General features: G+C 73.1%; 12 protein-coding genes and 2 tRNA genes. 9 read left to right on the top strand and 5 right to left on the bottom strand.

The genetic code is table 11. The features are described 5' to 3' along the window. Positions 1 to 72 precede the first annotated feature (72 nt). Positions 73 to 1,038 carry a LysR substrate-binding domain-containing protein gene (locus tag ACFZDL_RS21435; protein WP_353594104.1) on the top strand — a complete coding sequence of 322 codons (966 nt, stop codon included), beginning with the start codon at positions 73 to 75 and terminating at the stop codon, positions 1,036 to 1,038. 18 nt (positions 1,039 to 1,056) lie between these two features. Here ACFZDL_RS21435 and crcB read toward each other — a convergent pair whose 3' ends face one another. From crcB to ACFZDL_RS21420, 3 genes are read right to left on the bottom strand one after another with little or no spacing between them, the layout of a single operon-like run. Beyond that, complete coding sequence (gene crcB, locus ACFZDL_RS21430; protein ID WP_353594105.1) at positions 1,057 to 1,431, bottom strand: fluoride efflux transporter CrcB; 375 nt, start codon at positions 1,429 to 1,431, stop codon at positions 1,057 to 1,059. Continuing rightward, on the bottom strand, positions 1,428 to 1,778 hold the full coding sequence (locus ACFZDL_RS21425) for a DUF190 domain-containing protein (protein WP_353594106.1): 351 nt from the start codon (positions 1,776 to 1,778) through the stop codon (positions 1,428 to 1,430). The genes crcB and ACFZDL_RS21425 overlap by 4 nt, the downstream gene beginning before the upstream one ends. Next, a complete protein-coding gene (locus tag ACFZDL_RS21420; protein WP_353594107.1) occupies positions 1,775 to 2,314 on the bottom strand; it encodes a CrcB family protein in 540 nt (179 codons plus the stop codon). Before ACFZDL_RS21420 ends, ACFZDL_RS21425 begins: the two co-directional genes overlap by 4 nt. A gap of 140 nt (positions 2,315 to 2,454) precedes the next feature. Here ACFZDL_RS21420 and ACFZDL_RS21415 point away from each other — a divergent pair, with 140 nt between their 5' ends. The 3 genes from ACFZDL_RS21415 to ACFZDL_RS21405 all read left to right on the top strand — a co-directional run bounded on the left by ACFZDL_RS21415 (position 2,455) and on the right by ACFZDL_RS21405 (position 4,939). Then, positions 2,455 to 3,441, top strand: coding sequence for a zinc-binding alcohol dehydrogenase family protein (locus ACFZDL_RS21415; RefSeq protein ID WP_353594108.1), 987 nt, complete (start codon positions 2,455 to 2,457; stop codon positions 3,439 to 3,441). Positions 3,442 to 3,463: 22 nt separating this feature from the next. Next, a complete protein-coding gene (locus ACFZDL_RS21410) occupies positions 3,464 to 4,363 on the top strand; it encodes a nitroreductase/quinone reductase family protein (RefSeq protein ID WP_353594109.1) in 900 nt (299 codons plus the stop codon). Positions 4,364 to 4,447: 84 nt separating this feature from the next. Next, positions 4,448 to 4,939, top strand: a complete 492-nt coding sequence (locus ACFZDL_RS21405) for a MarR family winged helix-turn-helix transcriptional regulator (RefSeq protein ID WP_353594110.1) — start codon at positions 4,448 to 4,450, stop codon at positions 4,937 to 4,939. A gap of 103 nt (positions 4,940 to 5,042) precedes the next feature. On the opposite strand, the gene ACFZDL_RS21400 is transcribed toward ACFZDL_RS21405, so the two are convergent. Both ACFZDL_RS21400 and ACFZDL_RS21395 read right to left on the bottom strand, forming a co-directional pair. Beyond that, positions 5,043 to 5,106 (bottom strand) — tRNA-Ser (locus ACFZDL_RS21400). 94 nt (positions 5,107 to 5,200) lie between these two features. Then, a tRNA-Arg gene (locus ACFZDL_RS21395) sits at positions 5,201 to 5,273 on the bottom strand. A 389-nt stretch (positions 5,274 to 5,662) separates the two neighbouring features. Here ACFZDL_RS21395 and ACFZDL_RS21390 point away from each other — a divergent pair. From ACFZDL_RS21390 to ettA, 5 genes are all read left to right on the top strand, one after another. Further along, a complete protein-coding gene (locus ACFZDL_RS21390; RefSeq protein WP_353594154.1) occupies positions 5,663 to 7,357 on the top strand; it encodes a dynamin family protein in 1,695 nt (564 codons plus the stop codon). Beyond that, a complete protein-coding gene (locus ACFZDL_RS21385) occupies positions 7,354 to 9,573 on the top strand; it encodes a GTPase (protein ID WP_353594111.1) in 2,220 nt (739 codons plus the stop codon). The genes ACFZDL_RS21390 and ACFZDL_RS21385 overlap by 4 nt, the downstream gene beginning before the upstream one ends. 119 nt (positions 9,574 to 9,692) lie before the next feature. Further along, entirely contained in the window at positions 9,693 to 10,295 is a 603-nt protein-coding gene (locus ACFZDL_RS21380) for a single-stranded DNA-binding protein (protein WP_353594112.1), read from the top strand. Between the two features lie 204 nt (positions 10,296 to 10,499). Next, positions 10,500 to 11,900 (top strand): Cys-Gln thioester bond-forming surface protein, encoded by a 1,401-nt coding sequence (locus ACFZDL_RS21375; protein WP_353594113.1) that lies wholly within the window; start codon positions 10,500 to 10,502, stop codon positions 11,898 to 11,900. Between the two features lie 234 nt (positions 11,901 to 12,134). Then, positions 12,135 to 13,799: an energy-dependent translational throttle protein EttA gene (ettA, locus tag ACFZDL_RS21370; RefSeq protein WP_353594114.1), complete on the top strand. Its 1,665-nt coding sequence runs from the start codon at positions 12,135 to 12,137 to the stop codon at positions 13,797 to 13,799.

The following is a 13,799-nucleotide window of genomic DNA, read 5'->3' as shown; positions in this document are numbered from 1 at the left end:
CTAGGGAAAGCCTTGCGATTCGTCCAAGACATGGTATGGCTCGTTTCCATAGCCCACAGCTATCATGCCTGGGTGAGACTGCAGCAGCTGCGCTATTTCGCCACCGTGGCCGATACTCGCCATTTCACGCGCGCGGCGGAGATCCTGCATGTCGCCCAGCCCTCGCTGTCCCAGCAGATCCGCACCCTGGAGCGGGAGCTGGGCGCCGAGCTGTTCCACCGCGCCCGCGGCAACATCGCCCTCACGGACGCGGGGGAGGCCCTGCTCCCGCTGGCCCGCCAGATCCTCGCCGACACCGAGACCGCGCGCCGCGAGGTGCAGGAGGTCGCCCAGCTGCGGCGCGGCCGGGTCCGGCTCGGCGCCCCGCCGAGCCTGTGCGCCAGCCTCGTCCCGGATGTGCTGCGCCGCTTCCACGACGAGTTCCCCGGCATCGAACTGATCGTGGACGAGGGCGGCTCGCAGGACCTGGTGCGCACCCTGGCCGCGGGCGAGCTGGACCTCGCGCTGATCATCACCCCGCTGGCCGGGCAGGCCCCGGCGCTGGCCACCACCGAACTGCTGCGCGAGGAGCTGGTCGTGGCCTCCTCGCCCGCCGCGCCGCCGCCCGTCAGACGTCGGCACATCCGCGTCGAAGATCTCCGGGACCAGCCGCTCGTGATGTTCCGGCGCGGCTATGACCTGCGGGAGTTCACCACCTCGGCCTGCCGGGCCGCCGGCTTCGAGCCCTCGTTCTCGGTCGAGGGCGGGGAGATGGACGCGGTGCTCGGCTTCGTCCGGGCGGGGCTGGGGATCGCCGTGATCCCGGGGATGGTGGCCGCCAGGTCCGGGCTGCGGGCCACGCCCTTCGCGGGCCACGGCATGCAGCGCACCATCTCTCTCGCGCACCGCAAGGACGTCGCGCCGCCGCGGGCGGCGCGGGAGCTGAGCCGGGTGCTGCGCGAGCATCTGCGGTCGGCGAGGGCGGGGGAGGAGCTGACGCCGGGCACCAGGCTGCTGCCGCCCGTTCCCGACGCGGCGCCCGGCTCCGGACGGGGCTGAGCGGCGGGTCCCCGGTGCTCAGCCCCAGATGGCCCGGGCCAGCGCCGCACCGGCGAAGGCGGCGCCGACGCCGGTCGCCACACTCACCACCACATTCGCGACCGCGAAGACCCGGGCGCCGTCCTCAGCCAGCCGCAGCGTCTCGTACGAGAACGTCGAGTACGTCGTCAGCGCCCCGCACAGCCCGGTGCCCAGCAGCAGCTGCAGCCGCGAGGAGGCGGCCCCGGCGGCGGCCGCGCCGGTCAGCGTGCCCAGCACCAGACAGCCCACGACATTGACGGTGAAGGTGCCCCACGGGAACACCGAATCGTGCCTGGCCTGCACGGCCCGGTCGGTCAGATAGCGCAGCGGCGCGCCCACCATGGCGCCGGCCACCACCAGCAGCCAGTTCACCGGGTCTCCTCACCCTTCTCGCCCTCGTCGCGGTGCGGAAAGCGGATCACCTCGACCGGGTCGAGGACGACCAGCCCCTCGTCGACGATCTCCTCCAGCTCGGGGAGGAACGCCCGTACCCGCTCCTCCGTATCCACGATCACAATCGCGACGGGCAAATCCTCGCTCAGCGACAGCAGCCGTGAGGTGTGGACGAGCGACGAGGAGCCGAATCCCTCGACCCCGCGGAAGACGCTGGCTCCCGCGAGCCCGGCCCGGTGGGCGCGGTGCACGATCTCCGCGAACAGGGGCTTGCGGTGCCAGGTGTCACTCTCGCCGACGAACACGGTCAGCCGCAGGCCGCTCATCGCCCGCCCCCGCCGCCCGTGCCGTTCGCTTCCGTGGCATCCGCTGTTCGGCGTGCGCCCCGTGGCCCGGCCACCCCCATGGCGCGCCGCGTCGCCGCCACCGCGGCCCACACCGCCGCCAGCGCCGCCAGAGGGGTGGCCACCAGATAGACCAGCCCGGTGGCCGGGCTGCCCCCGTCGACCAGGCGCTCGATGTCCACGGCGTACGTCGAGAAGGTGGTGAACCCGCCCAGCACCCCCGTCCCGAAGAACGGCCGCACCAGCCGGTGCGCCGCCCACACCTCGGTGATCAGCACCAGGAGAACGCCGATGAGCCCACAGCCCACGGCGTTGACCAGGAACGTCGTCCAGGGGAACGCGCCCGCCGGGATCGGCCACAGCAGCGACGCCCCGTACCGCGCCACCGCCCCCGCCGCGCCGCCGACCGCCACCGCGCAGACCACCGGACCCTGCCCGCGCCAGGCGCCGTGGCGCGCGGGCGGGGCGGCGCCGGGGCCGGTGGCCCGCTCCGCCAGCGGAGACCGTGAGCTGCCCATGGGCCTTAGCCTACGGGCGCTCGCCGCGGGCCCACTGACGCGCCCGCTGACGCGCCCGGAACGCGCGCCTCCGCCTCCCCGTAAGGCCGCCGCAGTACGTTGCCCCGGTGGCGCAGGCGAATCCAGACATCCCAGGGAAAATGCGGGCATGGGTGGTGCGGACCCCGGGCCGGGTCGACCAGGTGGAGCTGCCGGTTCCGCGGCCCGCGGCGGATGAGCTGCTGGTGCGGGTCCGGGCCTGCGGGGTGTGCCGCACCGATCTGCACGTACGCGACGGCGACCTGCCGCCGCACAGGACCCCCGTCGTCCCCGGCCACGAGGCGGTCGGGGAGGTGGTCGCGGCGGGCCCGGCGGCGGAGGGCCCACCGGCCGGGACCCGGGTGGGAATCCCCTGGCTGCGCCGGACCTGCGGCCGCTGCCGCTACTGCCTGAGGGGCCAGGAAAACCTGTGCCCGTCGTCGGAGTACACCGGCTGGGACGCGGACGGCGGTTACGCCGAGTACGTCACGGTCCCCGCCGCCTACGCCTACGAACTGCCCGGCGGCTACGCGGACGAGGAGCTCGCCCCGCTGCTGTGCGCCGGAATCATCGGCTACCGCGCGCTGCGCCGCGCCGAACTGCCGCCCGGCGGCCGGCTCGGCATCTACGGCTTCGGCGGGTCGGCGCACCTCACCGCCCAGGTCGCGATCGGCCGTGGCGCGGTGGTCCACGTCCTGACCCGCTCGGCGGCGGCGCGCGCGCTCGCGCTGGAGCTCGGCGCGGCGTCCGCCCGCGAGGCGTACGACCGGCCGCCGGAGCCGCTGGACGCGGCGATCCTCTTCGCGCCGGTGGGGGACCTGGTGCCGGTGGCCCTGGAGGCGCTGGACGGGGGCGGCACCCTGAGCGTCGCCGGAATCTACCTCTCGGACATCTGGGCCCTGGACTACGAGCGGCACCTCTTCCGCGAGCGCACCCTGCGCAGCGTCACGGCCAACACCCGCGAGGACGGCCGGGAGTTCCTGACCGCGGCGGCCGCCCACCGGCTCCGGGTCACCGTGACGCCGTACCCGTTCGAGCGGGCGGACGCCGCGCTGGACGATCTGGCGGCCGACCGGGTGGAGGGGGTCGCGGTGCTGCGGATGGACTGAGGAAGGTATCGGAAAGGCTCCCGTGGACCTGAACAAACACCTCATCGAAGATTTCCGGGCGAACAACGGACAAGTGGGCGGCATGTTCGAAGGCGCCCACCTGATCCTGCTGACCACGGCCGGCGCCAGGACCGGCAAGCCGCATACGACCCCCACCGTGTATCTGCGCGACGGGGACCGCTATCTCGTCTTCGGCTCCAACGCCGACGGTCCCGAGCACCCGCACTGGTACCACGACCTGCTGGCCGATCCGCATCTCACCGTGGAACTCGGCACCGAGGAGGGGGCCGTCAAGCCGTTCGCGGCGCGGGCGGTGGTGCTGGAGGGCGAGGAGCGCGACCGCTACTGGGAGCTGCGCAGCTCACACGACCCGGGCTTCGGCGCCCACGCGGAGCAGACCGAGCGGACCGTACCGGTCATCGCCCTCCACCTCCTCGACCTCGGCGCGAACAACCCCGAGCGCAACCGGATGATCGGCCGGCAGCTGATCAGCCACCACAACGATCTGCGCGCCGCGCTCCACCACGTCCGCGCCGAGATCGACCGGGCGCTGGCGGGGGAGTCCGCGGAGGCCGACGCCGGTTCAGGGGCCGACCTCGTGGCTCAACTGCGCCGCCACTGCCTGACCTTCTGCTACGCGCTGCAGACCCACCACATCCGGGAGGACGGCTCGTTCACCGCCTTCGAGCAGCGGTTCCCGCATCTGGTCCCGGCCATCACACGGCTGCGCCAGGAGCACGAGGTGGTCGAGCGGGCCCTGAAGGAGTTCGAGGCCCTGCTGAACGGGGGACTGCCCGCCGACCCCGCCGATGTGAAGAAGATCCGCGCCGAGCTGGACCGGCTGGTCTCGGACCTGGAGGAGCACTTCGCCTACGAGGAGCGGCACCTGCTGCCCGCCCTGGAGGTGCCCCTCCCGTCGTGACCCCCCTGCCGTGAGCGGTGGCGCGCGCCTCGGGATAGCTTTGCCGGGAAGGCGACGGCGCGAGCCAGTAGGGGGTTGAGAGGCATGTCGGCGGAGCGTGAGCCGCGGTCCGGTCCGGAGTCCGCCCTGAGCTCGGACCAGGCGATCCGGGCCATGCTGCTGCTGATGCCGCGCGTCGCTGCCCGGCTCAAGCGCACCAGGATCCCGGAGCGGCTGAGCTCCTTCAACCTGGCCCCCAGGCATCTGTCGCTGCTGTCGTACCTGCTGTTCGACGGCCCGATGCCGGTCAACGAGCTCGCCGCCCGCCTGGAGGTCGCCCCCACGACGGTCAGCCTCATGGTCAGCGACCTCAGCCGCCAGGGCGTCCTGGAGCGCCGCACCGACCCCGACGACCGCAGGCGCACCATCGTCGCCATCACGGAGGACCAGGAGACCCGCTCGGCCATCGACACCTGGCTCGCCCACGGCGCGAACGCCTGGCGCGCGGCCTTCGACCCGCTCACCCCCGAGCAGCGCGCCGTGTTCGTCCGGACGATCGAGACGTACGAGCGCGAGGTCTCCGGCTCGGCCGACTGAGGGCGCGCGACGCCGGGTGTCCGGCGCGCGACGCACGCCGGGTGTCCAGAGATCAGAGCCGGAGGATCCGACAAGGTGCTCTGCCGATTGAGCTACCGACGCGAGCGCCGGACGGGACTCGAACCCGCAACCGCCCCATTAACAGTGGAAGTAGGACCCGCCTTCGCACCTGGACGGCCCCACTGTAACCGCCCGCGCCGACAGTGCCGACCGGATTTTCGGGGCCGGACCCTCTACGTGCGTAGAGGAGGAGGTGGAGAGCGCCCCCGGCAGGACTCGAACCTGCGGCCAAGTGCTTAGAAGGCACCTGCTCTATCCACTGAGCTACGGGGGCCGGACGGTGGATCACGCAACTGCTGAGCCCCCGGTGTGCCTGCGGTTCCGACGGTGCGGGGCCGTGGTGCCGGTGGCCGGGCTCGGCGGATCCGTGACCTTGCCGGGGACAAGGATAGGGCTCCGTGCGCCTCGCCCCGGTTGCTTCACCTCCGTGGCACGTTGTGGAGGTTCGGTGAAGCGGTTTGATAATCGCAGGCAGGTGCGAATCCCGCATCGTTTTTCACGCCTCAGAGAGCGGGTGTTGTCTACTCGTTATGCCCGTGCCCCAGTCGCCACGCCCGCCTCTTGGTCAATCTGGGGTAATCCGGGTGGGTCTGTTTGACGCACATGAGCGGGCATACGCTTCAAAAATGTCTCAAAAGCGGGCATTCTTCACCCGTGGCGATCTTGGACGTACGGCCCCGACTGCTCGACGCTCTGACCGCACTGCGCGATCGCGTCGATGCCGCACGGTTTCCGCTCCCCCTTCCCGGCGCCGACCGCGCTCGCCGCGGCCGCGCCGAGCTGCTCGCCCAGCTGGATGACTACCTCGTGCCCCGGCTGTGTGCCCCCCAAGCGCCCTTGCTGGCGGTCATCGGCGGATCCACCGGGGCCGGGAAGTCCACGCTCGTCAATTCGCTCGTCGGCCGCCGCGTCACCGAGGCCGGGGTGCTGCGCCCGACCACGCGCACGCCGGTGCTCGTCTGCCATCCGGAGGACCGCGCGTGGTTCGCCGGACAGCGGGTGCTGCCGCAGCTGACCCGGGTGTGGGTGCCCGCGCAGGGCGAGCGGGCCGAGGGCGGGTACGAGGAGGAGGACGCGTACGAGGGAGCGGCGTACGAATCCGGAGCGTACGAGGGCGGAGCGTACGGGGGCGGGGCGTACGGCGAGCAGGACAAGGCGGCGCGGACGGCGGCGGCCGGGGCGCTGCGGGTCGAGACCGACCCCGGGCTCGCCCGCGGGCTCGCGCTCCTCGACGCGCCGGACATCGACTCCCTCGTCGCCCGCAATCGCGACCTCGCCGCCGAGCTGATCTGCGCCGCCGACATCTGGGTGCTGGTGACCACCGCCACCCGCTACGCCGACGCCGTGCCCTGGCATCTGCTGCGCACCGCCAAGGAGTACGACGTCACCCTCGTCACCGTCCTGGACCGGGTGCCCCACCAGGTCGCCGCCGAGGTCTCCCACCAGTACGCGGGACTGCTCACGGCGGCCGGACTGGGGGACGTGCCCCGGTTCACCATCCCCGAGCTCCCCGAGTCCGCGGGCGGCGGCAGCGGGCTGCTGCCCGGGACGGCCGTCGCGGCGCTGCGCGACTGGCTCACCCGGCACGCCCAGGACCCGGCCGCCCGCCACGCCGCCGCCGAGCGCACCGCCGCCGGGGTGATCGCCTCGCTGCGCGCCCGGATGCCCGCGCTGGCCGGGGCGGCGGCCGCCCAGCACGCGGCGGCGGTACGGCTGGTGCAGCACGTGGACGGCGCGTACGAGGAGGCGGCCGAGCGGGTGCGGCGCGAACTGGACGGCGGGGCCGCGCTCGCGGGAGGCGCGCTCACCCACTGGCACGGCAGGCCGTACGACAGCACGCCCGAAGAACTCCTCACGGCCCTCGCCGACTCCCTCGCCACCCTCCTGCGCAGCGTCACGGCCGCCGCCGAGGAGCGGATCGAGGAGACGGGCCGGCGCGACCCCGCCGCGCGCGCCGGGCTCGCGCCGTGCGACGCGCGCGGCGCCGGGGAGCGGATCGGCGTGGCCGTACGGCGCTGGCGGCGCTGTGTCGAGGAGCTGGCCGAGGAGGAGGTGACCGCCCGGGCCGCCGAAGGCGGCGCCGGCTGCGCCCCGGACGAGGCCGCCGCGCTGCTGGTGGCCTCCCTGATCGGCGGGCGCCGCACCCGTACGGCGGGCGAACGGCTGGCCGAGACGCTGGGCGCGCACGGGGCGCTGCGCCTGCGCGACCGCGGTCGCCGGCTGCTCGACGACTGCGTCGGACGGGTGCTGGCGGCGGAGCGCGACCTGCGGCTGGCCCCGCTCGACGCCCTCAACGTGACCCCGGACCACCAGGTCCGGCTCATCGCCGCGCTGTCCGTACTGCAGAAGGAGAGGTGACGGTGGTGACGGCCACTGCGACATCCGGGCCGGGAAGCGCGCTCCCCCAGGAGAGCGCCGCCCGCAAGCCCGCGCCGCCCCGGCAGACATGGGACGACGGCCTGATCGCACGGCGGGTGGTGGGCCGGCGGCCCGGACCGCCGGTCGCGCCGGAAGGGCGGGGACCGGGGGCCGGGCCAGGATCGGGGGCCGGGCCGGGATCGGGGGGCGTGCCGGGATCGGGGGGCGGGCCGGCGCGGGTGGCTGACGGCGGCGAGGGGTACGGCGGCGAGGCGTACGGCCGGGGGCGCGAAGGGACGTACGGCGGAGGACATGGCGGGGGGTACGGCGGGGGGTACGGCGAGGGGGGCGGTCGGGGGTACGGCGAGGAGAGGGGCCAGGCGTACGGCGAGGGGGACGGCGGGCGGCGCGGCACGGGGTACGACGGGGCGCGCGGCATCGGAGGCGGCGCGGCGCACGAGCCGTACGCGCCGACGTACGAGCACGGCGGCCGCGGCTTTGTCACCGGCGCGCTGCGACCCCGCCTCGACGCGCTGCGCGAACTGGTCGGGCTCTCCCGCACCCGGCTGGACGGGCGCACCCTCGGCGAGGCGGGGCGGGTGCTCGACGAGGCCGTCGCACGGGGGCGGCACCCGCTCGGACACACCGTCGTGGCCCTCGCCGGGGCCACCGGAAGCGGCAAGTCCACGCTCTTCAACGCCCTGGCCGGGGCGTATGTGTCCGAGGCGGGAATCCGCCGCCCCACGACCGCCACGCCGCTGGCCTGCGCGTGGACCGACCACGCCGACGGCCTGCTCGACCGGCTCGACATCCCGCACCGGGACCGCCGCCGCCCCGCCTATCCGTACGACCCGACGCTGCGCGGCCTCGTCCTGATCGACCTGCCCGACCACGACTCGGCGGCCCCGGGGCACCGCGAGCGGGTGGAGCGGCTGCTCGGGCTGGTCGACGCGGTGGTGTGGGTGGTGGATCCGGAGAAGTACGCGGACGCGGTGCTGCACGAGCGCTATCTGCGCCCGCTGGCCGGATACGCCGAGGTGACCTTCGTCGTGCTCAACCAGGTGGACCGGCTGCCCGGCGAGGCCACCGACCAGGTGCTGGACGATCTGCGGCGGCTGCTGGACGAGGACGGGCTCGCGCTGGGCGAGCACGGGGAGCCGGGGGCGACCGTCCTCGCGCTGTCCGCGGTGACCGGCACGGGCGTCGGGCAGCTGCGGGAGGCCCTGGGCCGGCTCACCGCCGAGTGCGGGGCGGCGGAGCGGCGGCTGGCGGCGGACGTGGACGGCGCGATGGAGCGGCTGCGCCCGCAGTACGTGGCGGACGGGGCGCCGGTCGGCTTCTCCGAGCGGGCCCGGGCGAAGTTCGAGGAGCGGCTGGCGGACGCGGCGGGCGCCGTGGCGGCCGGGCAGGCGGCGGAGCGCGCCTGGCTGCGGGACGCGCGGTGGGCGTGCGGAACGCCCTGGGGGCGGCTGCGGCAGCGGAGGCGGGCGGGGGCCGTGTGGTCCTGGGAACGAGACAGCGAGTGCGTGGGGAGCAGCAGCGTGGGCGGGGGGAGCGGCGGCGCTCCCGGGGGACGGGCCGGGGCCGCGCCGGCCATCCCGGGGGCACGGGCGAAGGCGGCGGCGGTGGCCGCGGTCACCGCCCGGCCCGCGGTGGAGGAGGCGGTGCGGGCCCTGGCGGACGAGGCGACGGCGGGGCTGCCCGCGCCCTGGGCCCAGGCCGTACGGGAGGCGGCGGCGTGGGGCGGCAAGGGGCTGCCGGACGCGGTGGACGAGGCGGTGGTCGCGACGGCGGAGCGGCGGCTGTCCCGGCCGCTGTGGTGGTCGGTGGTGGCGGCGGCGCAGATCGCGCTGGCGGGGGTGTTGCTGGTGGGGGTGGTGTGTCTGCTGTCGGTGGTGGCCGGGGTGTTCGGCGGGGTGGCGTGGTGGCTGCCCGCGCTGCCGGCCGCGGCGGCGGGGGCCGGTGGTCCGGCGCTGGCCTGGGGGTGCGGGCTGGCGGCTCGGGGGCCCGCGCGGCGGTACGGGCTGGCGGCGGAGCGGCGGCTTCGGGAGGTGGCCGCGGAGTGCGGGCGGACGCGGGTGCTCGAGCCGGTGACGGCGGAGCTGACGCGCTACCGGGAGGTACGGAAGCAGTACGTGATCGCGGCGGGCGGGGTCGTGGCGGGCGGGTTCGGTTCACCCGGCCGGGGCGCCGAGTTGTCCACAACCGGGGAGTAGCCCACAGGCTCCGGCGGGCTTGCGCGATCGCGTGCAGCATGGAGGCGGAAGGCGACGCGAGCGCGACGCGGGCGAGATGCGGGCGCGGGCGCGGAGAAGTGACGGGGGAGGCTGCGGGGTTGAACGAGACCTGGCTGACGGTGGTGGGCAATGCCGCGACGCGGCCGGACTATTGGGAGACGGCGGCCGGTGTCGCGGTGGCCCGGTTCCGGCTGGCGGTGACGGCGCGGCGCTGGGACCGGGCGCGGGAAGCGTGGCTCGACGCGTACACGAGCTTCTACACGGTGTGGGCCTGGCGGGGGCTCGCGGTCAATGTGGCGGCGTCGGTCTCGCTGGGCGAACCGCTGGTCGTGCACGGCACGTTGCGGGTGCGGGAGCGGACGGGGGACCGGCCGGTGGAGCCGCGCGACGGGTGGCCGGGCGAGCGGCCGGCGGAGCGCCCCGGGGCGGAGTGGCAGGGGCCCGGCCCGCAGGGGGCCGACCGGCAGGGGGCCGACCGGCAGGGGGCTGATGGGCAGGGAGCGGCGCGGGCGGCGGATCGGGCGGGGGCTCGAGCCGGGGAGCGGCAGCGGGAGGACGGCGGTGGGGCCAGGCGGTGGATCACCGCGGACATCGACGCGGTGGCGGTCGGACACGATCTGGCGCGGGGCACATCCGCGTTTCGCAGGGTCTCGCGGGCTAAACCTCTTTTAAACGTACCGACCGGGGCAACATCCCCCTGATTCCCGGGGATTTGTCGATAAAGCCAGGTCAGAGGCGATGGTGTGATGAGATAACGATTTCGATTCGGATCGGTTGGGCCTTGGTATTCCTGGGGAACGGGACGAGGGTTCTCCCTAGGATCCCTGGTGCCAACGGGGGCTCCTGAGTTTTGAGTTCGCTGGCGAGGCGCACCCATAGATCGGCGCTCGCCCGAAGGGGAAACCATGATTTCTGTAAAGAGGCGGGGCGCTGCTCGTCTTGCCGCCGCTGTCCTGGCCTCCGGCCTGGTCGCGGCGGGTGCGATAGTCACGGCCGGCTCCGCCGCGGCGGACGAGGCGACTCCGAGCCAGGGTGGCGCCACCGCCACGCTGAGCGGTCTCAAGACCTTCGACCAGGCGGTCATCCACGACAAGGGCAAGGACCAGCGGGTCGGCGCCGGTCTGTTCGAGATGGCGGTCGACAACGGCGGCACCATCCAGACGTACTGCATCGACCTCCACAACCCGACGCAGAGCAAGGCGAAGTACGAGGAGAAGTCCTGGAGCGCCACGTCGCTGGCGCACAACGCCGACGCCGGCAAGATCAACTGGATCCTGCAGAACTCCTACCCGCAGGTCAATGACCTCTCCGCGCTCGCGGCCAAGGCGGACTCCGGCCCCCTGACGGAGAAGACCGCGGCCGCCGGCACCCAGGTCGCCATCTGGCGCTTCTCGGACGGCGCCGATGTCGACGCCGTCGACCCCGCGGCCGAGAAGCTGGCCGACTACCTCGAGAAGAACGCGCAGAGCCTCGAGGAGCCCAAGGCGTCGCTGACCCTGGACCCGCCCGCGGTCTCCGGAAAGTCCGGTGAGCGCCTGGGCCCGATCAAGGTCCACACCAACGCGGACAGCGTCACGGTCACCCCGGGTGACACCGCCGCCTCCGGCGTCAAGGTCGTCGACAAGGCCGGCAAGACGGTCACCAGCGCCGCCGACGGCAGCGAGATCTACTTCGACGTGCCCGCCGGTGCCGCCGACGGCAGCGCCACGCTGACCGCCCAGGCCGCCACCAAGGTCCCGGTCGGCCGCGCGTTCGCCAGCGCCACCAAGAGCCAGACCCAGATCCTGGCCGGCTCCAGCGAGTCCACCGTCTCCGCCACCGCCACCGCGGACTGGGCGAAGAAGGGCGCGATCCCCGCGCTGTCCGCCGAGAAGAACTGCGCCAAGGGCGGCGTGGACATCACCGCGACGAACAAGGGCGACGAGGCGTTCACCTTCGAGCTCCTGGGCGAGAAGCACACCGTCGAGGCCGGCAAGTCCCAGACCATCACCGCCCCGGTGAAGGAGGACCAGGCCTACAAGTTCACCATCACCGGTCCGAACGGCTTCGAGAAGACCTTCTCCGGCGTGCTGGACTGCAAGACCGCGAGCACCGGCGGCGGCAGCGGTGACGAGACCCCGTCCTCGCAGCCGAGCCCGGCGTCGGCCGGCGGCAGCAGCGCGGACAGCAGCGGCGGCGACCTCGCCGAGACCGGCAGCAGCAGCAACACCCCGATCATCGCGGGCGTCGCCGTGGCGCTCGTCGTGATCGGCGGCGGCGCGGTCTTCTTCGTCCGCAAGAAGAAGGCGGCTCCGGCGGGTGAGTGATCACTGACCCGAAGTAATCGCTGAAAGGGCCGGAGCCTCGGAAGAGGCTCCGGCCCTTTCGTATGCATGTGGTGGGCAACTCGTATGAGGTGGGCAACGGGTTTCCGTCGCGAGCTTGGCGTACGGCAAGATGGGGTGTATCTGACGACGCGGCGCAGCCGCACGCCGACCCACGGGCTGCGACCTTCGTGGTGAGGCCGCACTTCGATACCTACGATTGCCGGACGGTTTCTCTTGGCTGAGTACATCTACACCATGCGCAAGACGCGCAAGGCTCACGGCGACAAGGTGATCCTCGACGATGTCACGCTGAGCTTCCTGCCCGGCGCCAAGATCGGTGTCGTGGGTCCCAACGGCGCCGGTAAGTCGACGGTGCTGAAGATCATGGCCGGCCTGGAGCAGCCGTCCAACGGGGACGCCTTCCTCTCCCCCGGATACAGCGTCGGCATCCTGCTCCAGGAGCCCCCGCTGGACGAGACCAAGACCGTGCTGGAGAACGTCCAGGACGGCGTGGCGGAGATCAAGGGCAAGCTCGACCGCTTCAACGAGATCGCCGAGCAGATGGCGACCGACTACTCCGACGCGCTGCTGGAGGAGATGGGCAAGCTCCAGGAGGAGCTGGACCACGCCAACGCCTGGGACCTGGACGCCCAGCTGGAGCAGGCGATGGACGCCCTCGGCTGCCCGCCCGGCGACTGGCCGGTCACCAACCTCTCCGGTGGTGAGAAGCGCCGCGTCGCCCTGTGCAAGCTGCTGCTCGAGGCGCCCGACCTGCTGCTGCTCGACGAGCCCACCAACCACCTGGACGCCGAGTCCGTGCAGTGGCTGGAGCAGCACCTCGCCCAGTACGCCGGCACCGTCGTCGCCATCACCCACGACCGGTACTTCCTGGACAACGTCGCCGAGTGGATCCTGGAGCTCGACCGCGGCCGCGCCATCGGCTACCAGGGCAACTACTCCACCTACCTGGAGACCAAGCAGACCCGGCTGAAGGTCGAGGGGCAGAAGGACGCCAAGCGCGCCAAGCGCCTCAAGGAAGAGCTGGACTGGGTCCGCTCCAACGCCAAGGGCCGCCAGGCCAAGTCCAAGGCGCGACTGGCCCGTTACGAGGAGATGGCCGCCGAGGCCGAGAAGACCCGGAAGCTGGACTTCGAGGAGATCCAGATCCCGCCGGGCCCGCGCCTGGGCAATGTCGTGGTCGAGGTGGAGAACCTCTCCAAGGCGTTCGGCGAGAAGGTCCTGATCGACGACCTGTCCTTCACCCTCCCGCGCAACGGCATCGTCGGCGTCATCGGCCCCAACGGCGCCGGCAAGACCACGCTGTTCAAGATGATCCAGGGCCTGGAGACCCCGGACGCGGGTGACATCAAGGTCGGCGAGACGGTCAAGATCTCCTACGTCGACCAGACCCGCGCCAACATCGACCCGAAGAAGACGCTGTGGGCCGTCGTCTCGGACGAGCTGGACTACATCAACGTCGGCCAGGTCGAGATGCCCTCCCGCGCGTATGTGTCCGCGTTCGGCTTCAAGGGCCCGGACCAGCAGAAGCCGGCCGGGGTGCTCTCCGGCGGTGAGCGCAACCGTCTGAACCTGGCGCTGACCCTCAAGCAGGGCGGCAACCTGCTGCTCCTCGACGAGCCGACCAACGACCTCGACGTGGAGACCCTTTCCTCCCTGGAGAACGCGCTGCTGGAGTTCCCCGGCTGCGCCGTGGTCGTCTCCCACGACCGCTGGTTCCTCGACCGCGTCGCGACGCACATCCTCGCGTACGAGGGCGACTCCAAGTGGTTCTGGTTCGAGGGCAACTTCGAGGCGTACGAGAAGAACAAGGTCGACCGCCTCGGCCCGGACGCGGCCCGCCCGCACCGCGCCACCTACAAGAAGCTGACCCGGGGCTGA

Origin of the sequence: Streptomyces sp. NPDC007917 (genome assembly GCF_042959105.1) — a bacterium.
Classification (GTDB): Bacteria; Actinomycetota; Actinomycetes; order Streptomycetales; family Streptomycetaceae; genus Streptomyces.
The sequence above is the reverse complement of the archived record's forward strand: the minus strand, read 5'-3'. Positions and strand labels throughout refer to the sequence as shown.

Bases quoted from the DNA above. Each gene is read 5' to 3' on its own strand.
- ACFZDL_RS21425 (WP_353594106.1), bottom strand. From the start codon at position 1,778: ATGAGCGGCCTGCGGCTGACCGTGTTCGTCGGCGAGAGTGACACCTGG.
- ACFZDL_RS21420 (WP_353594107.1), bottom strand. From the start codon at position 2,314: ATGGGCAGCTCACGGTCTCCGCTGGCGGAGCGGGCCACCGGCCCCGGC.
- ACFZDL_RS21415 (WP_353594108.1), top strand. From the start codon at position 2,455: ATGCGGGCATGGGTGGTGCGGACCCCGGGCCGGGTCGACCAGGTGGAG.
- ACFZDL_RS21405 (WP_353594110.1), top strand. From the start codon at position 4,448: ATGTCGGCGGAGCGTGAGCCGCGGTCCGGTCCGGAGTCCGCCCTGAGC.
- ACFZDL_RS21375 (WP_353594113.1), top strand. From the start codon at position 10,500: ATGATTTCTGTAAAGAGGCGGGGCGCTGCTCGTCTTGCCGCCGCTGTC.